We start from the raw sequence: 24,431 nt of genomic DNA, 5'->3' as shown, positions 1-24,431 counted from the left end.
ACACCCACCACACGACCCACCGGGCCGTTTTCGCTTCCGGGACTGCGCCCGGTGTTAGCGTCCTTCTATGAACACGAAGCCCGATGATCAGTCATCTGCGTCTGTCTGTCCGTCCGGCTCCCGGACCACACCAGTCAGCGCAACAGCCAGGGCCAGAGCGACTGCAGCCGCCCCACAATCCGGGAGTCCGATCGCGGTCATTGCCGGGGCTTCGGGATTCATCGGCGGAGAGGTTCTCGCTGCGTTGCGGTCCTGGGGGTACGAGACTCGGACGATCGGCCGCTCCCCTGCTCGTTCCACCGTCACATGGGATGACCCCGACGGCATCACTGGGCTCGTCGATCGCTGCGATCTGCTCATCAACCTCGCCGGCCGCAGCGTCGGGTGTCGGTACAACGATGCGAATCGGCAGGAGATCTGGGACTCCCGCGTCCAGACGACTCGCACCCTCCATGCGGCGGTGGCAGCCGCCTCGGCCCCGCCCCGTCTGTGGATCAACTCGAGCACGGCCACCATCTACCGCCACGCGATGGACCGGCCCCAGACTGAGGACGATGGCGACATCGGCGAGGGATTCTCGGTCGACATCGCGAAAGCCTGGGAGAAGGAGTTCTTCGCCGGGTCTTTGCCGGCGACCAGACGAGTCGCGCTGCGGATGGCGATCGTGCTCGGTGACGGAGCGGCGTTGAACATGTTGGCCACCGCAGCCAGGTTCGGAGCCGGCGGAGCCCAGCATGAAGGGCGTTGGTTCCCGCACCGGCGCTATCGCGGGATCGGCCCGGAAGCTTCAGGGCCGACGGTCTGGCGTGGGCATCCCCCGACTCACGGGCGGCAGCGATTCAGCTGGGTTCATATCGAGGACGTGCTCCGCGCCATCCGTTTCATCGACGACCATGAGGAGCTCAGCGGCCCGATCAACATCTCGAACCCACAGGTCTCGGACAACCGCTCGCTCATGACAGCGCTGCGCAAAGCGGTGCGTATGCCTGTAGGGGTCCCCGCCCCGCGGTGGCTGCTCGAGACCGGAATGATCGTCCTGCGTCAGGAGTCGGAACTCGTGCTCAAGAGCCGGTGGGTGCTGCCCGCACGGCTCGAGGATGCCGGGTTCGACTTCAAATGGACCGATGTCGAGGCCGCCGCCAAGCACCTGCTGCGCTGAGCTCGACGTCCGCTTCTCATCACCCACTTGGTGAACCTGCAGCAGCTCGGCGCAGGAACCGAGCTGTTGGAGGTTCACCAAGCTGAAACGATATTGCGAACCGGCCGACTCCTCGGGTGAACGATCAGCCGGCGGCTGCCTCGGCGGGGATTCCCTGTTCGACGCAGTCTGCACAGTAGGGCTGTCGGCCCTTGCCCGTGCATTCGGTGCACCTCAGGTACTGCTTGCGGCAGTCGAGGTTCGCACAATTGACGAACTCCGGTGTCTTCTTCTCGCAGGACACACAGTGGCCGATCGATTCGACGTTGTCGCCGAACTCGACGTGCATGCGTTTGTCGAAGACGTAGAGAGAGCCGTCCCAGTAACCGGAGTTGCCGAAGGTCTCGCCGTAGCGGACGATTCCGCCGTCGAGCTGGTAGACCTCTTCGAACCCGCGGTTCTTCATGAGCACGGACAGGACCTCGCAGCGGATCCCGCCGGTGCAGTAGGTGACGACGGGTTTGTCCTTGAGGTCGTCGTACTTGCCGGATTCGATCTCGGCGATGAAGTCACGCGTGGTGTCCGTGTCGGGGACGATCGCGTCCCGGAACTTTCCGATCTGCGCTTCCATCGCATTGCGGCCGTCGAAGAAGACGACATCCTCGCCGCGTTCGTCGAGGAGTCTGTGCAGGGCTCCCGGTTTGAGGTGCTGGCCGCCGCCTCGGACTCCGTCTTCTGTCACGGTGATCTCGTCCGGGGTGCCGAAGGTGACCAGCTCGTTGCGCACCTTCACGCTCAGGCGCGGGAAGTCATCGCCCTGACCGTTCGACCATTTGATGTCCGCGCCCTTGAACGGCGCATAGGATTTCGTCGCCCGGACGTACTGCTTCACGTCGAAGATGTCCCCGCCGACCGTGGCGTTGATGCCGTCCTCGGACACGATGATCCGCCCCTTGAGCCCGAGGCTCTCGGCCAGGGTGTGCTGCCACAGCTTGACCGCTTCGGGGTCGGGCAGCGGGGTGAAGACATAGAACAGGACGATCTTGGGAGTTGCCATGATCCACATTCTAATTGGGACCGCCCAGTGCTCACCTCGCCGAGGTGGTCGACCGTGGCCGTGTCCGTTCCCTGTCAGTCCGCCCCGACCCGTTCCCTGCCGGGCCGGGCCGCCCCGACCCGCACCCGGGTGTCCGCGGGCCAGCCGTGGACGCACTTCGCCCGCGCGGTGGGGACACGGCTAAGATTGGGCGTGAGTGCCGTGTCGTATGAAAGGGCCCCTTAGAGGACATGTCGTCAAACCTCAGTTCTGCGGATTCCACGCAGGTCGATTCCGTGCAGGACAATGCGAAGCAGGTCAAGGAGACGGTCGAGTTCGCTGCGGCGAATCCCGATGTCGATCAGCCTTACGCCGATCTCGGCCTCAAGGCCGACGAATACGAGCAGATCAAGGAGATCCTCGGACGTCGCCCCACCTCGGCGGAGTTGGCGATGTACTCGGTCATGTGGTCCGAGCACTGCTCGTACAAGTCCTCGAAGGTCCACCTCTCGAAGTTCGGTGACAAAGTCACCGAGGACATGAAGAAGCACCTGCTCGTCGGCATCGGCGAGAACGCCGGCGTCGTCGACATCGGCGACGGCTGGGCCGTGACGTTCAAGGTCGAGAGCCACAACAGCCCCAGCTTCGTCGAACCCCACCAGGGTGCGGCCACGGGTGTCGGCGGAATCGTGCGCGACATCATCTCTATGGGCGCCCGCCCGGTGGCCGTGATGGATCAGCTGCGCTTCGGACGCATCGACCACCCGGACACTGCCCGCGTCCTCCACGGCGTCGTGGCAGGCATCAGCAACTACGGCAACTCCCTGGGCCTTCCCAACATCGGCGGCGAGACCGTCTTCGATCCCAGTTACCAAGGAAACCCCCTGGTCAACGCCCTGGCTGTCGGTGTCCTGCGGCATGAGGACATCCGCCTGGCCAATGCTTCGGGCAAGGGCAACAAGGTCGTCCTCTTCGGGGCCCGCACCGGTGGCGACGGCATCGGCGGAGCCTCGATCCTCGCATCCGAATCCTTCGACGACACGAAGCCCTCGAAGCGTCCTGCGGTGCAGGTCGGCGACCCCTTCGCCGAGAAGGTGCTCATCGAATGCTGCCTCGAGCTCTTCCACGCCGGAGTCGTCGAAGGCATCCAGGACCTCGGCGCTGCGGGAATCTCCTGCGCCACCTCGGAGCTGGCCTCCAACGGCGACGGCGGAATGCACATCGCCCTCGACGACGTGCTGCTGCGCGATGAGACGCTGACCCCTGAGGAGATCCTCATGTCGGAGTCGCAGGAGCGCATGATGGCCGTCGTCCGCCCCGACCGACTCGAGGAGTTCCTCGCGATCGTCGGCAAGTGGGAGGTCGAGACCTCCGTGCTCGGCGAGGTCACCGACACCGGCCGGCTCATCATCGAATGGCGCGGCGATGTCATCGTCGACGTGCCCCCGCGCTCGGTCGCCCACGATGGCCCCGTCTACAACCGCCCCATGAACGCACCTGCTTGGACCGCCGAGGTGGCTGCCCACACCGTCGAGGCCGCGGGCCTGGCAAAGCCTGAGTCCGATGACGAGCTGCGCTCGACGATGCTGCAACTCGCCGCATCCCCGAACCTGGCCTCGAAGTCGTGGATCACCGCCCAGTACGACAAGTACGTTCAGGGCAATACCGCGCAGGCGTTCCCCGACGATGCCGGAGTCGTCCGCGTCGACGAGGAGACTGGACTGGGCGTGGCCATCGCCACCGACGCCAACGGTCGCTACACGTTCCTCGACCCGGCCCGCGGAGCCCAGCTGGCACTGGCCGAGGCCTACCGCAACGTCTCCACCTCCGGTGCCGTTCCGCGTGCTGTCACAGACTGCCTGAACTTCGGATCGCCCGAGGATCCGGCGATCATGTGGCAGTTCGCGCAGGCAGTCGAAGGCCTCGCTGACGCCTGCAAGGACATGGGCATTCCCGTCACCGGCGGCAACGTGTCCCTGTACAACCAGACCGGCGGAGTCGCCATCCACCCGACTCCGGTCGTCGGTGTGCTCGGCGTCTTCGACGACGTCAACCGCGCCACCCCGAGCGGGTGGCAGGAGCCGGGCCAGACCATCTACCTGCTCGGCAACACCGAGGCCGAGCTCGACGGTTCGGCGTGGGCCGACGTCACAGCCGACCACCTCGGCGGGGTTCCTCCGCAGTACAAGCCGGCGGCGGAGAGGGAACTCAGCGAGATCCTTATCAACGCCTCGCGTGACGGCATGATCGATGCCGCGCACGACCTGTCCGAGGGCGGCCTGTCGCAGGCGCTCGTCGAGTCCTGCCTGCGCTTCGGCACGGGTGCGCGCATCTGGCTCGACGAGGTGTGCGAGCGTGACGGCGTCGACGTGTTCACCGCACTGTTCTCCGAATCGACGGCACGTGCGATCGTGGCTGTGCCGCGGTCGGAAGAGGTCCGGTTCAAGGACATGTGCACGGCCCGCCGGTTCCCGTTCGTGCGCATCGGCATGACCGATGCGGGCGATCCGGAGCCGAGTCTCGACATCGTCGATCACTTCACGATCGGCCTCGACGAACTGCGTGAGACCCACGAGGGCACCCTGCCGAACCACTTCGGCGGAAGCGTTGCGGCGGTGACCGAAACCGCGGTCTGAGCGACTACCGCCGACCACTGATGCCGAGACGGCCCCTCAGCCTCGACATGACCACCTGCAATTGGTCTTCTCGAGGCTGAGGGGTCTTTTCGTTGTCGCCCTGTGCCAGGACGACCCGGTCGATGCGGTCGATGCGGAAGCTAGGAGGATGAGTCTGCAGGCGACTCATCTCGGCGCTTTCTGCGGCGCCATCGATCGCGCAGCGGTCCGACTATGCCCCAGGCGAGCGCAGTGAAGAGGGCGACGATCGTCCAATAGATCAGCCAGAACGAGTCCGACCAGCCCGCGATCGCCATTCCGACTGCCAGCAGGACGATGGTGATCGCCGAGGCGGTCAGACACCGCAGCCAGTACGCGAGACTGGACCGGTCCGGCACCGGCGCGTCCTCGACAGCGGTGGAGTGCTTCTTCGCGAAGCGCCGGTCGACGCGAGCGATGACCTCAGGTCCGAACACGATGGAGAAGCCGACGTAGAACGCGGCCATTCCGTGGCTGAAGTCCGACGCAGCTCCCCGGTGCAGATCGATGTACGTCAGGACGATGATGACGATGTCGATGATGGGAGTGGCAACGAGGAGAACCGTCGAGGCCGTGCGCCATCGCAGCAGGTACCTGGCGCACACTCCGGCAAGCAGGAAGAGCCAGAACAGCGCTTCACCGGCGACTATGAACAACAGCATCGGGTTCCTCGCTCAATTACGTGGGTATCTCGTAGCTCGCTCGTCCGAATCCGGTGGTGAGGGCTCCGAATCTAGTGATGAGGGTTCGACCACTGTTCCGGCCCCGGCCGCCGCTGATTCGGATCGGGCTGGACTGTCTGACCCGATTGCGGATACGGCTGCGGCGCGTAGCCCTGCTGAGGGACCGGAGCCGGCCGGCTCGGCGGTGGTGCCGTTCGCCCGCGCACTCGACCGAGCAGATGACAGAGCCCGAGAACCCCGAAAGTGACGGCCAGCCACACAGCTTGCACGACTACCGTGACCATGACTCCCCCGGCCAATTGAGCAGCCAGCATCTGATCGAACAGCGAGTTGACGACGTTCAGCACCACTGCGATGGCGACGGCGATGACGAGGATCCACCACCGGCGGTTGCGGGCGATGTTCCAGCCACAGAAGACTGCGGACAGATAGACCCCGCTCACGACACCCTGGATGACCGTCATGGTCAGCATCGAATCAGCTGGTCCGGTTCCGCTCATACCCACGATCACCGACATCAGCGGACCGAGGACCAGCAGGGCGAGGCAGCCGAGCACGAAGATCGCAGCCCCGACTGACCTGCGCACCCACGTCGTGTTCTTCACCAGCAGGATGGCGATCGTGCCGAGGACCAGCCGCAGGCATCCGGCCACGATCGTTCCGACGCTGAATAGAACGAGGGTGTCCTGTCCTCCGGTGAAGCTCATCGGGGCCAGCACCAGCGCCGGGAGCACTCCGACGATGAGCGCTGCCCAGAAGAGCGAGCGCGCGAGCCATCCGGGATGCCGGGGCCCTGGCGTATGCGACATGACTGACGTACCTGGTGCGGTCTGCGTGCTGGATGGTGCCTGCAGTCTCGATGGCACCGGAGGATGTGGTGGCGCCGGAGGGTAAGCGTACGGATCTGATCCGGACGAATCTGCTGCGTGTGATGGCGGCTGATGCGGATTCGACCAGCGTTGTGCATCGTGGCCGTGCTGCCCATTGCTCATAGCCCCACCCTACGGTCCATCCGCGCAGAACACTCGAGGTCACGTGACCGTAGATGACACCGACCGCACATGCACATCTGCGAATGTGATTGCCTGAAGAAGAACGATGCGGCTTGCGCCGTTCCACGGCAACGGTCTCAGAAGCGCAGACGAACGAAACGACGATCAAGGAAGAGGAGTCAGTCATGGCGACGATTCGCACATCCCATGCGGGATCCTTACCCCGCACACCCGAACTCATCGAGGCCAACAAGGTCAAGCAGGCGCAGAACACCGCCCGTCTGGCCGGTGAGTCCGTTTCGCAGGAACAGGAGCAGGAATTCGACGAACTGCTGACCGCCAGCGTCACCGACCTCGTCAAGCGTCAGAAGGATCTGGGCATCTCGCTGCCCAACGACGGCGAGTACGGTCACGCCATGGCCGCTGACTTCGACTACGGGGCGTGGTGGCACTACTCGTTCGCCCGCACAGGTGGGCTCGAACTCCACGACATCGACCTGTGGGAGATCCCTGCGAACCGCTCGACGCCGGGCAATATCGTGCTCACGAGCATGCCCGACCGCCGCGACCGCAACCTCTTCCCGAACGTCTACACGGACCCGAAAGCCGGCACCGACACCGGGACCCAGCCCCAGTTCCCGAAGGCGACGGGTCCGATCAGCTACATCGGTCAGGACCAGGTCAACCGCGATATTGCGAACCTCAAGGCCGGTCTGGCCGCCGCGGGTTACGACGAGCGCGCCGGCTACATCAATGCGCTCTCCCCCGGATCGGCATCGCGCATCGCCAACGAGCACTACTCGAGCGATGAGGAGTTCATCTGGGCATGGGCCGATGTGCTGCGGGAGGAATACCTCGCCATCACCGAGGCGGGGCTGACCGTGCAGATCGACGATCCCTCCCTGGCCGAGAACTTCGACCAGATCAACCCGGAACCGTCTTTCGATGACTACCGGGCGTTCATCCAGGTCCGCATCGATGCACTCAACCATGCGCTGCGCGGTATCGACCCGACTCAGGTGCGTGTGCACACCTGTTGGGGTTCGTGGCACGGACCGCACGTCACCGACCTGCCGTTCATCGAGATCGTCGACCAGGTGCTGTCGATCAACGCCGCCGGCATCACCTTCGAAGCCGCGAACGTCAGGCACGAGCACGAACGGCGGATCTGGGAAGAGAAGAAACTGCCCGAGGACAAGTACATCATTCCCGGAATCGTCTCCCACTCGACCAATGTCGTCGAGCATCCCGAGCTCGTCGCCGAACGCATCGGTCGGTTCGCTGGTCTCGTCGGCCCGGAGAACGTCGTGGCCTCCACCGACTGCGGCCTGGGCGGACGCGTCCACCCGGACATCGCCGTCGCGAAGCTGCAGTCTCTGACCGAAGGTGCCGAGATCGCCTCGAAGCGCTTCTGACCAACACCGTCAGAAACACCGGTCCCCTCCGCTCGGCATTCGCGCCGAACGGAGGGGATCTCTGTATTACGCCCCTCCGCCGAGCTCCTCGTCGAAGCAATCTGCCAACGTCGGGTGGGCGAACTGGTAGCCGGTCTCTTCGAGCTTCTCCGGCACCACTCTCTGGTCCGCCAGCGCAAGCTCCTTCGCCCCGTCACGCCCGAGCATGAGCTCGGTGATGAAACCGGGCGTCGGGATCCAGGCGGGCCGACGCAGGTGGGCGGCGAGCGCCTCGGCGAATTCCGCCTGCGAAACGAGATCAGGGGCGACAGCGTTCACCGGTCCTCGCACATAGTCGTAGAGGACTGCGTGCACATACGCGCGCGCCACGTCGTCGAGGGAGATCCAAGCCAGGGCCTGCTCTCCGCTGCCCAGTCGACCGCCGGCGCCGGCGAGGAACAGCGGCGCCTGCAGTTTGAGCAGACCGCCCAGGGAGCTGAGGACGACTCCGGTACGGATCGACACCCGCCGGATCCCGGCGTCCTCGACACCGGCCGCCGTCTCTTCCCACTTCTGGCACACCTCGGCGAGGAATCCCTCGCCGGCCGGTCCGGTCTCGTCGACAGGTTCGTCGGCCTTCGCCCCGTAATAGCCGACCGCAGAGGCGCAGACGAAGACCGAGGGGCGCTTCGCCTCGGGCAGACCGCGCATCGTTTCGACGAGCAGCCTCGTCGAGTCGATGCGGGAGGACCAGATCTCGTCCTTCGCATGCTTGGTGAACCGAGTGGCGATGGAACGCCCGCCGAGGTGGACCACCGCATCTGCCCACGCGAGGTCCCGTGGATTGAGGATTCCCAGATCCGGATTCCAGTGCACCTCGTACGGGAACTTCGGGGTCTCGCGCACGAGGAGCCGGACGAAATGTCCGGCGGTGGAGAACAGGGCGGCCACTTGGCGTCCGATCATTCCGCTGCCGCCGGCGATGAGGATGTGTTTGCCCTTCTTCCGCGTCAGCAGGGGCGCGTTCGTGGATTCGAGGAAGTCGATGTCCATGAGCATCCGCTTGCGACGGGCGTCGAAGGTGGCCTCAAGGTAGCGGGTGAGGCCCCGGTCGATGACGTCGAAGCCCTGGGGAGCCATGGAGAATTCGATGTGGTCGTCGATCTTCGTCCCGCCGGCGACCGACGTGAACTCGTGCGTGTGCTTCCACTGGCTCAGCGGCCCCTTCTTCAGCTCGTCGACGAAGGAGAACCGCGACGGGCCTTCCGAGTGCACGGAGCTGAATGGCCGTCGCACGAGCCCGTAGGTGCCGGGCACGCTCGTCTTCACCTGCGCCACCGAGCCCGGAGCGATCGGAGGATAGCTCTCTTCGACGATCTCCTGCGCCCAATGCGGTGAGAGACGGGTCAGCGCTCCTGGCTGAGCATGCCAGTCGTAGGTGGTCTCCGCGCCGAGCGGAACTTCAGATGTCGACTCAAAGATGGTCATGGCATCCCTCCTACCTCGAATGATGCCACCCGTTTCTGAGAATGTGACCCGCAACTCACCTAAGACCAGGTGAATTGTTCTCGCCGAGGCGGCTCACCCTCACAGCCGACCTGCTGCAGCCGTCCGGCGGGCCCCGAAACCTGCTTCCGCGTGTTCGAAGTGTGGGCGCAGTGATCTGGATCACCACGCACGCCCACACTTCGAACACGCGGTTGCAGCACGGTCAGCTGCAGTCAGCCGACGGGGCCGGCGCAGCCGGCTGCCGGAACCGATGTACCGGCGGCCAGCCGCTGCAGCTGCCGAGGGTCAGTCAGCGGCGGGAATCTTGCCGAAGCGGAACGCCGACCAGAAGTCTCCGCGCACGTAGCCGTGCTTCGGCTCAGGGTCGAAGTCCCAGTGACGGACCCGACCGACCTTGAGCGCATCGGCGACGAGCTGACGGCTGCGCTGCGAACCGAGCACATGCTCCTCGAGGTGCTCGAGATCGTAGCGGGATTCGAGCTCCCCGCGCATCTCCGTCAGCGTCTGGGCATAGGCCGGATCCTCGGCACGGTTGACCAGCTCATCGGGATCCGCCGCCAGGTCGAAGAGCAGCACCGGATCGCCCGGGCACACCGTGAGCTTGTGATCCCCGCGCACCAGTGTGACCTGCGGACGGTAGGTGCCCTCGGCGAAGTATTCGATGACGACATCGCGATCCTCGGGTCCGAGCTCGCCGGCGGCTTCCCGCCGGGCGGATTCGAGCATCGAGATTCCGGTCAGACCCTCATCCGTCGCCGAGGCGGCCCCGGAGCCGGGTTCCTCCGTGCCCTCGGCACCCCCGCGGGCGATCTCGAGCAGAGTCGGTGCGAGGTCGACGAGGCTGACGGGGTTCGCATACCGGCCCGGGGCGATCACCTCGGCAGGTGCGTTGATGATCAGCGGAACCCGGGAAGACTGCTCGTACGGTGACATCTTGAACCACAGCCCCTTCTCCCCCAGCATGTCCCCGTGGTCGCTGGTGACGACGATGACCGTGTTGTCTGCCAGGTCGAGTTCCTCGAGCCTGCGCCTGATCGCCCCGACGTGGTCGTCGATGTAGTTCACCGCCGCATAGTAGGCCCGGCGGGCCCGCCGCACGTCGTCGATGCCCGGTTCGCGTTCGTCGAGGCCGCACATGGTGCGCAGCCGGTGGCTGTGCGGGTCCACGGCCGGATCGGGAACCTCGGGGTGCGCCGGATTCGGGATGGCCACCTCGGCGAACCGGTCCCAGTTGGCCTTCGGCGGCTCGTACGGGTCGTGGGGGTGGATGAACGAGGTGACCATGAGGAACGGCTGATCGGTCCCGGCGGCCTGGTTCGCGCGCTTGCGATCGTTGAGATGACGCAGGGTCCTGAAGATCACCTCGTCATCGAAGTCCTGCTGGACGTTCGCGGTCGCGGCACCGGCGGTGAACACCGGCTCGGCCTCGTGGTACCACTGCAGCTTCTGCTCCAGGGGACGGTCCCAGTCGGGCACCATATCGAGGTCGGCCGGGTACACGTCCGTGGTCAGGCGCTCTTCGAAACCGTGGTGCTGATCAGGTCCGATGAAGTGCATCCGCCCGATCAGCGCGGTGTGATAGCCGAGCTTGCGCAGACGGTGGGCGAAGGTCGGCACCGAGGCCGCGAAGTCATCGCCGTTGTCCAGGCAGTCGATCTCCGAGGGCATCCGCCCGGTCATCATCGACGCCCGCGACGGCGAGCACAGCGGAGTGTTGCAGTACGCGCGGTCGAAGACGGCTCCGTCGGCGGCCAGGGCATCCATGTTCGGGGTCAGCGCGGCCGCATCACCGTAGGCGCCCAGGGCTTGGGCGGCCATCTGGTCGGCTTGGATGACGACGATGTTCGGGGTGGTCATGAGCGGTCCTCTCTGCGGTCGGATTCGGAGTCTGCTGCCGGGTCGGATTCGGTCGCCGAGGCGGCCCCGGAGTCCGCGTCGGTCGTCGAGGCGGCGGCCGCCTCGGTGTCGGTGGATTCCTCGGTGTCCGCAGATTCCTCGGTGTCGGTGGATTCCTCGGACGTCGCGGAATCCTCGATGTCGGAGGATTCGTCCTCGGGCATCCAGCCGTCGGCCCATTCGCCGGTTTCATAGTCGAAGCCGACGGGTTCGCCGTTCTCGTCCGTGCGCTGGTACCAGTCGGTGTAGTCCTCATGCTCGGAATCGATTCCGCCGTTCGCGCCGTCACCGGGTTCGGTGGGCACGACCTGAAGGGCGAAGTCGTCACCGTACGCATCGGCACCGGCGACCACGGCGTTGTCCACCGCGTTGAGCGCGTACTGACGACGCAGGGCGAGCGGGTCGGTGCGCAGCTCCTTGAACCAGGCGACGATGATGAAGAGCATGACGAGCGCGAACGGCACCGCTGTGACGATGACGAGCTGTTGGAGTCCCTCGAGTGCGCTGGCGTCGCCGAGGAGGAGCATCACCACGGCGATGCCCGACATCACCAGGCCCCAGAACACGACGACCCACTTCTTCGGCTCCTGATCACCACGACTGGCGAGCATGCCCATGACCACCGAGGCGGAATCCGCGGAAGTGATGAAGAAGATCGCCAGGACGATGATGGCGACGAACGGCAGCCATTCGACATAGGGCAGGTTGTCGATGAGGGTGAAGAACACCTCGGGGGCCGCCATGCTGTCGGTGAAGCCCGAGGCTCCGGAACGGTACATCCAGATGGAGGTTCCGCCCATGATCCCGTAGGCGACGAAGAGCAGCGTCGAGGGGATGAAGATCGTGCCGAGGATGAACTGGCGGATCGAGCGACCGCGGGAGATGCGGGCGATGAAGGTGCCGACGAACGGCGACCAGGAGATCCACCAGGCCCAGTAGTAGACGGTCCACAGGGACTGGAATTCCTGCGTCTCGGCACCCCAGGACAGGGACCGGCCCATCATGTCGAACATCGACCCGAGGTATTCCATGAACGCCGAGGGCAGCAGATTGAGCAGGTAGAGCGTGGGCCCGAGGAACAGCACGAGCGCGACGATGCCCACGGTCAGCACGATGTTGATCGAGGACAGGTAGCGGATTCCTCGGGAGACGCCGGAGACGGCTGAGATGATGAAGCCGACGGTGAGGACGAGGATGATGATGACGAGCATGTTGTTCGTCATCGGTCCCGCATCGGCGACGATGCTGACACCGGTGCCGATCTGCATGGCCGCAATCCCCAGGGCCGCGGCCGTACCGAAGAGAGTGGCGACGATCGCGAAGATGTCGACGAGCTTTCCGGCGAAGCCCTCGGTCTGACGTTTGCCGAACAGGGTCTGGAAGATCGAGGACAGCAGCAGGGAGCGACCGCGACGGTAGGCGGCGTAGGCGATGGCACCGCCGACGAGGGCATACATCGCCCAGGCGTGGAAGCCCCAATGGAAGTAGGTCTGGGCCATCGCCCCGTGGAGCGCCTCGGTCGTCTCCGGGTCATTCGTCAGCGGCGGCGGTGAGATGAAGTAGGTCAGGGGCTCGGAGGGCCCGAAGAAGAGGACCCCGATGCCGATGCCCGCCGCGAAGAGCATGGCGACCCAGGAGAAGGTGGAGAACTCAGAGGTCTCCCCGTCCTTTCCCAAGGGGATCTTGCCGTAGGGAGAGAACGCGAGGATGAGCAGGGAGACGAGGATGATGATCGCGACGAGGTTGAACAGCCACCCGACGTTGAGGGTGGCCCAGTCATAGGCTGTCTGAGCGACAGTGGCGACGCTGGCGGGGCTGGAGATGCCCCAGATGACGAAGGCGACGGTGAGGCCGCCGGCGATGGCAAAGATGATCTTGTCCAGCGAGTACTTGCGCCGCTGTTCGTCGATGGCGATTCCGGGCACGAGGATCGGGTGGGTGTCGTGCGGGTAGTGCCCGTGTGTCTCTTCGAGGTCGGCCTTCACGGGGCCGCGCGGGCGGCGGTAGTCGAAATTGCCGAGCTTGCGGCCGGTCTCGCGGCTCACGCGCCCGGCTTCGGCACTCACACGCTTCGCGTCGGCCTTGATTCTCTCTCGTGGGGCCGAGCGGGACTGCATCCCCCGGGCCTCCTGCTGTGCCGAGTCAGGACTGGGATCTGATTCGGTATCGGACTTCTTCTGACGGTCATCGGTCATACGCCAACTCTTTCCGGTAGGGGGTCAGTGATGAATAGCAGTGCGCAGCCACCGGCCGCCGCGGCATACGCGACGTCGCCCGCTGACAATCGTCGGTCAGCGGTCAGGTGTTCGTTGAAAGGAAGTGAAAGGCGGCCGGGCTGGCAGTCTGCGTCAGCGGCTCAGGGCTCTCCGCCCCACCAGCCGACGGCTACGGGCTCCCATGAGTCATTGGCGAAACCGCAGCTCGGACGCTCCGCATTCGGGGTCGCAGTTCCGCGGTCGCGCGGAAGGACATCACCGAAAGGAGGCACAGTTCTGGACGATAACAGCTTCCTCGCGGCTTCTCAATAAATTCTCAGCAACGAGCAGGCACGCCCGGTGCCAGATCTGCGACCCGCCGACTCGCCACAGCCAGGTCAGCCGGGCCAGGTCAGTCGACTCGCCACAGCCGGACCAACCGGACCGGGTCAGCCGCTTCGCCTCAGCCAGGCCCGGCCAGCCGGTCCGGGTCAGCCGAGTTCGACGAACATGACGCCGACGGTGATGAAGCCGATGCCGATGAGCGCCTTGCGCGTCAGCGGATCGTTCCAGATCACGCGGGAGAGCAGACACACCAGCGCGACCCCGCAGGCCGCCCAGAGCCCGTAGGCGACGCCGAGCGGCATTCCCTCTGCGAGGGTGCGGCCGAGGAAGACGAAGGCCGCAGTGTAGCTGACGGCCACGGGGATGAACCAGATCTTGCGCTGCAGTCCGGCGCTCGCGCGCAGGCACAGAGTGCCCGCGACCTCGCTGAAGATCGACAGGGCCAACCACATCCAGCTCATTCGGGCACCTCCGCATCGACGGTCTCGGATTCCTCGGGAGTGCCGGATTCGACGAGGATGACGCCGATGATGATGAGGGCGATGCCGATCACGGCACCGACACTTAAGAGCTCACCGAAGAACACGACACCGAGCATGGCGACGAGGGCGACCCCGCTGGCCGACCACGTGGCGTAGACCGCACCGAGCGACATGCCGAGTCGTTGAGTCAGCCCGAGGATGAAGAAGGCTGTGGCGTAGAGGACGACGACCCCCGGGATCCACACGGGATCGGTGACCGAGGCACGCAGCATCAGGGTGGCGGCCACCTCGGCGAGGATGGCTGCGACGAGAAGCAGAAGACGTTTCGAATTCATGCGGTCACCTCCGTTTCGGCGGCGTCGGACGTTCTTTCAGCGGCATCGATGAGGGCAAGGGCATGCTTGCTGACGGCCGCGAGATCATCGGAGGGAAACACTCCGGTGGCTTCGGACATCCATGCGCCATCGGCGCAGAACCGAGCCGCGGTCAGCAGCGATACCGCACGATCGTCAAGTCCTGTGGTGTCGAACCACGGGCCGAGGTGCTCACTCCATGCCCGAGAGAGCGTCGGGTGGTAGAGGGCATCGGAGAAGATCCAGTAGTCGGCTCGCGAGACCTCGGCAGTGGTGGCCACGGTGACATAGGCGCGGTGCCGCTCGAAGCTCGACAGTTCCCGACTCGAGCGCCCCGTGTGCGTGCGCAGTCGCTGCGCCCAGTCCTCGGCGGCATGGCCGACGAGCCCGAGCATGAGCGCTTCCTTGGACGGGAAGTGATACAGCAGACCCGGCTTCGTCAGTCCCGCCTGCTGTGCGACCGACTCGAGCGAGATCGTCACGCCCTGCACCGAGTCATGCGACTCCGCCAGGGCCTTCGCCGCCCGGAGGATCCGCATCCGTCCATTATTTGTCATGCCTCTACTTTACCAACCGGTTGGTAAAGTCCGCCAGTTCGGAAGAGAGGGCGGTCCGCACCACCTGGGTGCGAACCGCCCTCTCGTCCACGCGCCTCGACCGCGCGCCACGCTCGGTTTAGTTGAGCAGTGCCCGGTCGCCCAGTGTCGCTCCCTTGAGTTTCGAGAATTCGCCGAGCAGGGTCTCGACAGTCAGGTCCTTCTTCTCCTCGGCCGAAGCCTGATAGATGATCCGCCCCTCGTGCATCATGATCAGCCGGTTGCCCAGCGCAATCGCCTGCTCCATGTTGTGGGTGACCATGAGCGTGGTCAGCCCGTCGGCCTCGACGATCTTCTTCGTCAGCGCCGACACCAGGGCCGCACGCTGCGGGTCGAGTGCCGCTGTGTGCTCATCGAGCAGCAGGATCCGCGGCTGGGTGAATCCGGCCATGAGCAGGCTCAGCGCCTGGCGCTGACCGCCGGAGAGCAGCCCGACCTTCGTCTTCAGCCGGTTCTCCAGGCCGAGTTCGAGTGTGGCCAGTTCGTCCTTGAAGTGTTCGCGTCGCTCCGAGGTCGTCCCCCGACCCAGCCCGCGCGGTTGTCCGCGTTTGAGCGCAAGCGAGAGGTTCTGCTCGATCGTCAGATCCGGAGCCGTGCCGGCCATCGGATCCTGGAAGACTCGGCCCAGATATCTCGCCCGCTTGTACTCGGGCATCCGGGACACCTCGGCGTCGTCGATCGTGATCGACCCCGAATCGATGGGCAGACGACCGGAGATGGTGTTGAGCAGCGTCGACTTTCCCGCGCCGTTGGAGCCGATGACGGTGACGAAGTCGGATTCGTCGAGTTCGAGCGAGAGCCCCTGCAGCGCCTTGCGTTCGTTGACGGTGCCGGCGAAGAAGGTCTTGGAGATGTTGTCGATCTTGAGCATGGTCTCAGATCTCCTTCCCGGCTCGTGCACCGGTCGCGCCGGCGGGGACATCGGCGACCTCGGCCGGGTCCTTCATATCGGTCGTCCCCTGCGGCACCGAGGCGGCCGCGCGGTTTCCGCGCCCGCGCAGGGAGGGGATCCGTTTGAGGAAGCCCCACCTGGGCAGCAGCAGTGCGATGACGACGAGCAGCGCAGTGGTCAGCTTCATATCGTTCGTGTCGAGGCCCGCACGCAGAGCGAGGAAGATGATGAGTCGGTAGACGACCGACCCGAGGAGCGCACCGAGGCTGGCCATGAAGATATTGCGGCTGCCGAAGACGGCCTGGCCGAGGATGACCGAGGCGAGTCCGACGAGGATGAGGCCGATGCCCATGCTGATATCGGAGAATCCCTGGTACTGGGCGACGAGTGCACCGCAGAGGGCGACGAATCCGTTCGACAGCGCCAGGGTGAGCATCGTCGAGTTGTCGGTGTTGACGCCGAGGCTGCGGATCATCTCTTTGTTGTTGCCGGTGGCCTGGATGGCCAGCCCGAGATCGGTGGTGAGGAACCAGTCGATGGCGAATTTGAGGATGAGGGCGAACGCGAGCAGGATCGCGATCGACACCCAGCTGCCCAGCAGCATGTTCTCGCGCAGCGGGGTGAACACGGTGTCTTCTCGCAGGAGCGGCAGGTTCGCCTTCCCCATGATCCGCAGGTTGATCGACCACAGGCCGATCATGGTGAGGATTCCTGCGAGCAGCCCGTCGATGCCGCCCTTCGTGTGGAGCAGACCGGTGATATAGCCGGCGATGAGTCCGGCACCGATCGCGGCGGCGGTGGCCAGGAAGGGGTTGACCCCGGCGATGATGAGGGAGGCTGCGGTGGCGCCGCCCGTGGTGAAGCTTCCGTCGACGGTGAGGTCGGGGAAGTTGAGGACCTTGAAGGTCAGATAGACCCCGAGCGCCATCGCGCCGTAGATGAGCCCGAGCTCCAATGCTCCGAACATGTGTTTCCGTTCATTTCTGGTGTGTGGTTCGAGGTGGACCCGAGGCTGTCGGCAGGACTGCCGGCTGCCTCGGGGCCGGCGGCATCGGTGCGGTTGAGGAGTTCAGGACTCCGCGCACCGGATCACCGGGTGTGACGTGCGCCGATCACTCGATGACGTTGTCGGCTTCGTCGACGAGACTCTTCGGAATCTCGACGCCCTGCGCCTTCGCGGCCTTCGGGTTGACAACGAGCTCGAGGTTCGAGCTGGTCTCGACGGGCATGTCGGCGGGCTTGCTTCCGTCCTGGAGGATCTTCAGCGCCATTTCGCCCGTCTGTTCGCCGAGCTTCGTGTAGTCGATGCCGCGAGTGATCGCCGCACCGGATTCGACCTGGCCGGCTTCGGATCCGACGAGCAGAGCCTTGTTCTTCTCTGCCGCCTGGACCATGGTCGACACGGCCGAGACGACGTTGTTGTCGGTGGGCACATAGTAGGCGTCGACCTTGCCGAGCGAGTCCACGGCCTGTGCGAGTTCGCCCGAATTCGCGATCGTCGCTTCCTTGATCGTCACGTCGAGGTCCTTCGCGGCCTTCTTCGCGAGATCGACCTGCACCTGCGAGTTGACCTCACCTGAGCTGTAGACGATGCCGACGGTCTTCGCATCCGGCTTGACGTCCTTGACCAGCTTGAGCTGCTCCTCGACCGGGTTGAGGTCGGAGGTGCCGGTCACGTTGCCGCCGGGCGCATCGTCGGAGTCGACGAGTCCGGCTTCTTGGGCGTCGGTGACGGCGGTGAAGAGCACGGGCTTGTCGGTGATCGCCTGGGCTGCGGCCTGAGCGGCCGGGGTGGCGACGGCGAGCACGAGGTCGAGGTCGTCGTTGGCGAACTGCTGGGCGATCGAGGTCGCATTGGCCTGTTCGCCCTGTGCGTTCTGCACATCCCACTCCACCTCGACACCGGCGTCCTCGAAGGACTTCTTGAAGCCTTCGGTGGCGGCATCGAGCGCCGGGTGCTGCACGAGCTGTGAGACACCGATGGCGAACGAGTCCTCCTGACCGCCGCCGCCACCGCCCTCGCCGCCGGAGCAGGCCGAAACCGCAAGAATCGAACCGACCGCCACAATCGCTGTGGCCAATTTCCTGAGACGCATTCTTCTCCCTTTCGGAATTTCGGTCCGCCGGTGCGGATCCGTCACGAATTCTGCATTCGACACCGACGCTCCCCGCGCGCAAGGAGATGACGGCAATGCAGATGAATGATGCGCCGCCTGGTCACAGACCTTTCTGCGACCATGACGCGCATCACGTCGAATGTGATGATATCCACTCTATGGCCCGGCACTGACGCCGGGTGCCGATTCCGGGTTTTGGAGACAATCGTCCCAGTATCGTTATCTGCGGCGACAGTCGTCCCCTCAGGCCTCTATTTCGACATCCGATCGTCCCAGCACATCGAGGATCCACGCGTACTCGAAGGCGATCTCCTTCCATGCGTCGTAGCGTCCGGACGCCCCGCCGTGGCCGGCGACCATTTCGGTCCTGAGCAGGGCGTCGGCACCGACTTCGCGGAGTCGGGCGACCCATTTCGCGGGTTCGACGTAGAGGACTCGGGTGTCGTTGAGCGAGGTCACGGCCAAGATCCGCGGGTAGGCCGCCTCGGTGACGTTTTCGTACGGAGAGTACGAGCGCATGTACTCATAAACCTCCGGATCGTGCAGCGGGTCGCCCCACTCCTCCCATTCGATGACCGTCAGCGGCAGCTCGGGCATGAGGATCGAGGTCAGCGCGTCGACGAAGGGCACTTCGGCGCTGATTCCGGCGAAGAGCTCGGGGGCCGTGTTCGCGATGGCGCCCATGAGCAGCCCGCCGGCCGAGCCGCCGCTGGCCACGAGCCGGTCCGGGCTCGTCCAGCCGGTGTCGATGAGGTGGCGGGCGACGTCGATGAAGTCGGTGAACGTGTTCTTCTTCGCCGTGGTCTTGCCCTGGTCGTACCAGTGTCGGCCCATTTCGCCGCCGCCGCGCACATGGGCGATGGCGAAGACGACGCCGCGGTCGAGCAGAGACAGCCGTGAGACCGAGAAGTACGGATCCATGCTCGCTTCGTAGGAGCCGTACCCGTAGAGGAGCAGCGGTGCCGGCTCCCCTTTCGCCGAGGCGGCCGTGCCGTTCATCGCGTCACCGCCGTTGCCCGTTCCCTCCATCACCGAGGCGGGGGTGTCGTCATCGCCGAACCGGCGGAGATCCTTGCGGCAGACGATCGAGATCGGGATATCCGTGCCGTCCTCGGCCTTCGCCCACAGCAGGGTTTCGGTGTAGTCGTCCAGGTCGACCGATCCGAGAACGGGCTGACGTTTGAGAACCGTGTCAGTGCCGCCTGCGACCCTGTGGGAATAGATCACGGCGGGTGTGGACATGGAGGTGAAGTGCAGTCGGATGCTCGCCTGTGCGAATTCGGGGTTGTTGCCCAGGTAAAGTGACCCGGTCTCTCGGCCGAAGGGCAGTTCCTGCAGCGGACCGAACGGAGAGGAGGCCTCGCACAGGCGGACGATGCCGACGCGCGCGAAGCCGCCGCGGCGGTAGCTGAGCACGATGAAGTCGGCGAAGGCGTCGACGTCTTCGATGCGCAGGTCGTCGATGCTCAGCTCATGACTTACGCCTGAATGCGCACCGGCGGCGATGACGTCGCGGCCGGCTGCGGTCGGTTCGGCGGCCGGGACGTCGACGAGTTCGAAATCGGCGCGGTTGCGGTTGTGGGTGATGAGGAACCGGTCCTCACCGCCGATGATCGCGTGCTCGACGTTGTACTCGACCCCGTCGACTCGGGGCCAGATCTCCTGCGGCTCGGACTCGAGGTCGTCGGCGCTGAGGCGCCAATAGCCGGTCGTCGTCTTCGACCCGGTGACGACGAACATCATCCGGCCCGAACGAGAGAAGCCCGATCCGACGAAGAAGCGCTCATCGGGTTCATGGAAGATGCACACGTCGTCGCTGCTGTCGGTGCCGACGACGTGGCGCCACACCTTCTCCGGTCGCCAGGCGTCGTCGACGGTGGTGTAGAAGACGAACCGGCCGCTCGGGTCGAGGGAGGCTCCGGCGAAGGTGCCCTCGATCGTGTCGGTGAGGTCGTCTCCGGTGCCCAGGTCGCGCACGCGCAGTGTGTAGCGCTCGTCGCCTGTGGTGTCGACGCCGTAGAGGAGTCGGCTGCCGTCATCCGAGAGTGAGAAGGAGCCGAGGGAGAAGAATTCCTGGCCTGCGGCCGCGATGTTCGAGTCGAAGACGACCTCTTCGCCGGGCAGAGGCTCTTCGCCGACCTCCGGCGGTGTCCAGTCGTCTGGGTCCGAGATGGGGAGCCGGACGCTGATGCCGTAGTCGAGTCCGGCCTTGGTCCGGGAGAAATACCAATACCGTCCACGCCGGTTGGGCACGGACATATCGGTCTCTTTGATGCGCGTTCTGATCTCGGTGAATATCGATTCCTGCAGCCCTTCGAGGTGAGCGGTCTGCGCGTTCGTCCAGGCGTTCTCCGCCTCGAGGTGGGCGATCACCTCGGGTGACTCCTTCTCACGCATCCACTCGTAGTCGTCGACGAAGGTATGACCGTGGTGCGTGCGCTCGAACGGAACCTTCTTCGCCACCGGCGCGGAAGCGGGGGCGGTCGCTGTCGAGGTCGCGGTCCCGGACGGAGTCCGTGCGGAAGGAGCGGTGGCCGGAGAATCGGAATCAGTCATGGCCCCACCCTAGTCACTCCGCCCGCCCCTCGTTTGTGGTCGCGAAGGCCGGGCACCATCGCGCAACGACAACAGGTGGTGCGCAGAATGCACTCAACGCGCTCAATGAGCAGAACGCGCAGAGTGAGCACAATCTCGCACTCGACACTCAGCAACCTCTAAGGTGAGTCTCACATCACACCTGCCTTCAAAGGAGAAGTCCGTGCCACAGGCGCCACCTCCCGAGGATTCCGTGACGGAATCCTCCCATCCCTCGCGACGAACCTTCGGTCGCATCGCCTACGGGGCGATCGCCTTGGCGGCGATCGGAACGGCGACGACATACTCGGTCAGGGCCGCCTCGGCGAAGGGTGACCTATCATCGAATCTCACGCTCATCGCTCCGGCCGGCGCCGGCGGCGGATGGGACGGATTCGCCCGCGAGACGCAGCAGGCCATGCGCGTCGACCGGCTCGCCAACAACGCCCAGGTCGTCAACATCCCGGGTGCCGGCGGCACCATCGGCCTCGGCAAATTCTCGACCATGCACGGTCAGGCGGACACGATCCTGGCCACCGGCACCGCCATGGTCGGCGGAATCGCGCTGAACAAGTCGCCGGTCGGTTTCGACAACACGACCCTGCTCGCCCGGGTGGCCGAAGACTACGACGTGCTCATCGCCGCCGCGGATTCCCCGCACAACACGATCGACGATGTCGTAGGTGCGTGGAAGAAGGACCCGAAAGGGTTCGTGTGGACGGGCGGTTCGGCCGGGTCGGTCGACCATCTGACCATCGCTCAGCTGGCGCTGCTCGGCGGGATCCCCGCCTCCGACATCACCTATATCCCGAAGTCCGGTGGCGGCGAGGCGATCCAGACTCTGCTCTCGGGGACCACCGACTTCGCCTCCTGCGGCTTCAACGAGGTCTCCGACCAGATCGAGGCCGGACGCGTCAAGGCCATCGGGGTCGCCGCACCGAAGCGGATCAAGGGCTTCGACGATGTGCCCACCATGTCCGAACAGGGCTATGAGGTCACGCTGACGAACTGGCGCGGCTGGCTCGGTGCGCCGGACATCACCGGAGACGAATCCGCTCAGCTGCTCGAGGTGCTGACCAAGACCCGCGACAGTGCGGCGTGGAAAGACGCTCTCGATCGGAACAAGTGGACCGATGTATGGCTGACCGGCGACGAATTCGCCGAGTTCGTCAAGGAGGACTCGTCACGGGTGGAGAAGCTGCTGAAGGAGTTGGGACTGTGAGCGCACAGACGACGGAACGGACGGGTCACCTTGGTGCGGGCACCTGGTGGCAGGGGCGGTCGGGTCTCATCGTCCCCCTCATCATGGGGGCGTTCTCGACCTATCTGCTCGTGGGCATCCTCACCATGGAGGTGCCCGCGGATGCGGACAAACCGGGTCCGCAGTTCTTCCCGACGATCATCATGCTCGTCGGCTACGCGCTGACGATCCTGCTCGTCATCGCCTATATCCGCAATCCCGAACCCGTCGATGCCGACGACGAGCTGCCGGCCGCGGCCGAGGAGGACAAGGCGTTCTCGACTCCGGTGACCTCAGCTGTCGCGGCCTCGCGCCTGTCCCCTCATGAGGAGGACGAGCCGGAAGAAGACCGTCAGGCTCTCGCAGCGGCTCGCAAGGCCGATGCGAAGCACCGCACGCACAGCGACTTCGTGTCTCTGGCCTGGGGTGCGGGCGGTTTCGCTGCCTTCGCACTCATCCTCGAATTCGCCGGGTGGATCATCGCCGCAGCCCTTCTGTTCTGGTGCGTGGCCCGGTCGATGGGCTCGAAGAAGCCGCTGTTCGATCTCACTCTGGCACTGACGTTCTCATCCCTGGTCTACATCGCCTTCGCGGTGCTGCTGGGACTCAACCTTCCTTCGGGAATTCTGGGAGGTGGCTTCTGATATGGATGCCCTCATGTCCCTCTTCGAAGGGTTCACACACGCTCTGACGCCGATGAACTTGCTGTGGGTCCTCGTCGGCTGCTTCCTCGGCACCGCCGTCGGCGTGCTGCCGGGCCTGGGTTCGTCGATGGCCGTGGCTCTGCTGCTGCCGATGACCTTCGCCCTCGATCCCACGGGTGCGTTCATCATGTTCGCCGGCGTCTACTTCGGTGGGCTCTTCGGCGACTCGACGATGGCCATCCTCATGAACACCCCGGGCCAGGCCTCTGCGATCGCCTCGACGTTCGAAGGCCACAAGATGGCCAAGGCCGGGCGGGCCCCGCAGGCTCTGGCCACGGCTGCGATCGGCGCGTTCATCGGCGGCTTCATCTCCTGCTTCCTCGTCGTCTTCGTCGCCCCGGCGCTGGCGGATCTGTCGACGAGCTTCGGCCCGGCAGAGTTCTTCGCCCTCGCGCTCTTCGCCTTCGTCGCAACCTCCTCGGTGGTCGCCGATTCGGTGCTCAAGGGGCTCACGGCTCTGGTGCTGGGCATCGGCTTCACCGTCATCGGCATCGACTCGGTCTCTGGTACGGAGCGTTTCACGCTCGGTGTGCCCGAGCTCTTCGATGGAGTCTCGCTGGTCACGGTGACCGTCGGTGTGCTGGCCCTCGGTGAGGTGTTCTTCATCGCCTCCCGCATCCGCCGTCAGACCAAGGACAACACGATTAACTCCTCGGGTCGGCCCTTCCTCTCCCGCAAGGAGGTCGGCGAGGCTGTGCCGGCATGGCTGCGCGGAACCGCGATCGGCCTGCCCTTCGGCGTCATCCCCGTCGGCGGTGCCGACGTGCCGACGTTCATGGCCTATGGCCTGGAGCGCAAGCTCGATTCCCGCCGGAAGGATCCGCAGTTCGGCAAGGGTGCGATCCGTGGTCTTGCCGCCCCCGAGGCGGCCGGATCGGCGACGACGGGCATCGCCATGGGTGCGCTGCTGGCTCTGGGTCTGCCGATCTCGGCGACTGCGGCGATCATGCTTGCCGCCTTCCGTCAGTACGGCATCCAGCCCGGACCGCTGCTCTTCGACCGCTCCCCCGAACTCGTCTGGGGTCTGCTGGCGAGCTTCTTCATCGCGATGATCGTGCTCCTCATCATCAACCTGCCCTTCGCTCCCCTGTGGGCGAAGCTGCTGAAGATCCCGGACCCGTACCTCTACGGCGGCATCGCGGTGTTCTGCGGTCTGGGCATCTACGCGACGAGCGCCTCGACGTTCGAGCTGCTCATCCTCTTGGGCATCGGTGTCCTCAGCTTCGTGCTCAAGCGCTACGGTGTGCCGCTGGCTCCGCTGATGATCGGCATGGTGCTCGGTCCTCTGGCCGAGTCGAACCTGCGCGACGCTCTGCTGGCCTCCGGCGGTGACGCCTCAACGCTCGTGTCCTCGCCGATCACGATCGTCATCTACCTCGTGCTCATCGCCGCTCTCGTCTACACCGGCATCGGCCGCGTGCTGGCACGCAAGCGCCAGAAGCAGACGACTCAGGAGACCCTCGCTCCGACGCGCTGATCTCCGGGGTTCGTTCAAGGCGAAGCGCGGTGCCGGCCGTCGTGCAAGGCCAAGCGCTGTACCCGGCCGTCGTGCAAGGCCAAGCGCGGATATCGAGTCGTCTACAATTCGATATCCGCGCTTCGGCTTGAACGACGGCGTTTGGCGCGTTCGC

At 65.2% G+C, this 24,431-nt stretch carries 19 protein-coding genes; 6 read left to right on the top strand and 13 right to left on the bottom strand.

The genetic code is table 11. From position 1 onward, the window contains the following. Positions 1 to 67 precede the first annotated feature (67 nt). On the top strand, positions 68 to 1,159 hold the full coding sequence (locus FHG09_RS18740) for an epimerase (protein WP_152349155.1): 1,092 nt from the start codon (positions 68 to 70) through the stop codon (positions 1,157 to 1,159). A gap of 124 nt (positions 1,160 to 1,283) precedes the next feature. On the opposite strand, the gene FHG09_RS18735 is transcribed toward FHG09_RS18740, so the two are convergent. After that, positions 1,284 to 2,195, bottom strand: a complete 912-nt coding sequence (locus FHG09_RS18735; protein ID WP_152349154.1) for a rhodanese-related sulfurtransferase — start codon at positions 2,193 to 2,195, stop codon at positions 1,284 to 1,286. A gap of 230 nt (positions 2,196 to 2,425) precedes the next feature. Between FHG09_RS18735 and purL the strand changes: the two genes are divergently transcribed. Then, positions 2,426 to 4,810, top strand: coding sequence for a phosphoribosylformylglycinamidine synthase subunit PurL (gene purL, locus FHG09_RS18730; RefSeq protein ID WP_152349153.1), 2,385 nt, complete (start codon positions 2,426 to 2,428; stop codon positions 4,808 to 4,810). 140 nt (positions 4,811 to 4,950) lie between these two features. On the opposite strand, the gene FHG09_RS18725 is transcribed toward purL, so the two are convergent. Both FHG09_RS18725 and FHG09_RS18720 read right to left on the bottom strand, forming a co-directional pair. Continuing rightward, entirely contained in the window at positions 4,951 to 5,490 is a 540-nt protein-coding gene (locus FHG09_RS18725; RefSeq protein ID WP_152349152.1) for a hypothetical protein, read from the bottom strand. A 71-nt stretch (positions 5,491 to 5,561) separates the two neighbouring features. Beyond that, entirely contained in the window at positions 5,562 to 6,320 is a 759-nt protein-coding gene (locus FHG09_RS18720) for a hypothetical protein (RefSeq protein ID WP_152349151.1), read from the bottom strand. A 368-nt stretch (positions 6,321 to 6,688) separates the two neighbouring features. On the opposite strand from FHG09_RS18720, the gene FHG09_RS18715 reads away from it, so the two are divergent. Continuing rightward, positions 6,689 to 7,918, top strand: a complete 1,230-nt coding sequence (locus FHG09_RS18715; RefSeq protein ID WP_152349150.1) for a cobalamin-independent methionine synthase II family protein — start codon at positions 6,689 to 6,691, stop codon at positions 7,916 to 7,918. 66 nt (positions 7,919 to 7,984) lie between these two features. Here FHG09_RS18715 and FHG09_RS18710 read toward each other — a convergent pair whose 3' ends face one another. The 10 genes from FHG09_RS18710 to FHG09_RS18665 form a co-directional block, all read right to left on the bottom strand. Next, entirely contained in the window at positions 7,985 to 9,385 is a 1,401-nt protein-coding gene (locus FHG09_RS18710) for a TIGR01777 family oxidoreductase (RefSeq protein ID WP_152349149.1), read from the bottom strand. Positions 9,386 to 9,691: 306 nt separating this feature from the next. Continuing rightward, entirely contained in the window at positions 9,692 to 11,263 is a 1,572-nt protein-coding gene (gene betC, locus FHG09_RS18705; protein ID WP_152349148.1) for a choline-sulfatase, read from the bottom strand. Beyond that, a complete protein-coding gene (locus FHG09_RS18700; RefSeq protein WP_227492879.1) occupies positions 11,260 to 13,497 on the bottom strand; it encodes a BCCT family transporter in 2,238 nt (745 codons plus the stop codon). The genes betC and FHG09_RS18700 overlap by 4 nt, the downstream gene beginning before the upstream one ends. A gap of 491 nt (positions 13,498 to 13,988) precedes the next feature. Then, the gene (locus FHG09_RS18695; RefSeq protein ID WP_152349147.1) at positions 13,989 to 14,303 is read right to left on the bottom strand and encodes a DMT family transporter; all 315 of its coding nucleotides are present in this window, start codon (positions 14,301 to 14,303) and stop codon (positions 13,989 to 13,991) included. After that, a complete protein-coding gene (locus tag FHG09_RS18690) occupies positions 14,300 to 14,659 on the bottom strand; it encodes a DMT family transporter (protein ID WP_152349146.1) in 360 nt (119 codons plus the stop codon). Before FHG09_RS18690 ends, FHG09_RS18695 begins: the two co-directional genes overlap by 4 nt. Continuing rightward, the gene (locus FHG09_RS18685; protein WP_152349145.1) at positions 14,656 to 15,234 is read right to left on the bottom strand and encodes a TetR/AcrR family transcriptional regulator; all 579 of its coding nucleotides are present in this window, start codon (positions 15,232 to 15,234) and stop codon (positions 14,656 to 14,658) included. The genes FHG09_RS18690 and FHG09_RS18685 overlap by 4 nt, the downstream gene beginning before the upstream one ends. A 118-nt stretch (positions 15,235 to 15,352) precedes the next feature. Beyond that, entirely contained in the window at positions 15,353 to 16,144 is a 792-nt protein-coding gene (locus tag FHG09_RS18680; RefSeq protein ID WP_152349144.1) for an ABC transporter ATP-binding protein, read from the bottom strand. Positions 16,145 to 16,148: 4 nt separating this feature from the next. Next, a complete protein-coding gene (locus FHG09_RS18675) occupies positions 16,149 to 17,132 on the bottom strand; it encodes an ABC transporter permease (protein WP_152349143.1) in 984 nt (327 codons plus the stop codon). Between the two features lie 145 nt (positions 17,133 to 17,277). Further along, positions 17,278 to 18,261 (bottom strand): ABC transporter substrate-binding protein, encoded by a 984-nt coding sequence (locus FHG09_RS18670; protein ID WP_152349142.1) that lies wholly within the window; start codon positions 18,259 to 18,261, stop codon positions 17,278 to 17,280. 264 nt (positions 18,262 to 18,525) lie between these two features. After that, positions 18,526 to 20,838, bottom strand: coding sequence for a S9 family peptidase (locus FHG09_RS18665; protein ID WP_152349141.1), 2,313 nt, complete (start codon positions 20,836 to 20,838; stop codon positions 18,526 to 18,528). Between the two features lie 202 nt (positions 20,839 to 21,040). Here FHG09_RS18665 and FHG09_RS18660 point away from each other — a divergent pair, with 202 nt between their 5' ends. The 3 genes from FHG09_RS18660 to FHG09_RS18650 are packed head-to-tail and all read left to right on the top strand — an operon-like array spanning position 21,041 to position 24,277. Then, positions 21,041 to 22,078 (top strand): Bug family tripartite tricarboxylate transporter substrate binding protein, encoded by a 1,038-nt coding sequence (locus FHG09_RS18660; RefSeq protein ID WP_152349140.1) that lies wholly within the window; start codon positions 21,041 to 21,043, stop codon positions 22,076 to 22,078. Next, positions 22,075 to 22,740, top strand: a complete 666-nt coding sequence (locus FHG09_RS18655; protein ID WP_227492878.1) for a tripartite tricarboxylate transporter TctB family protein — start codon at positions 22,075 to 22,077, stop codon at positions 22,738 to 22,740. The genes FHG09_RS18660 and FHG09_RS18655 overlap by 4 nt, the downstream gene beginning before the upstream one ends. A gap of 1 nt (position 22,741) precedes the next feature. Continuing rightward, positions 22,742 to 24,277 (top strand): tripartite tricarboxylate transporter permease, encoded by a 1,536-nt coding sequence (locus tag FHG09_RS18650; RefSeq protein ID WP_152349164.1) that lies wholly within the window; start codon positions 22,742 to 22,744, stop codon positions 24,275 to 24,277. Positions 24,278 to 24,431: the final 154 nt, after the last annotated feature.

Origin of the sequence: Brevibacterium sp. CFH 10365 (genome assembly GCF_009299785.1) — a bacterium.
GTDB classification, from domain to species: Bacteria; Actinomycetota; Actinomycetes; order Actinomycetales; family Brevibacteriaceae; genus Brevibacterium; species Brevibacterium limosum.
The sequence above is the reverse complement of the archived record's forward strand: the minus strand, read 5'-3'. Positions and strand labels throughout refer to the sequence as shown.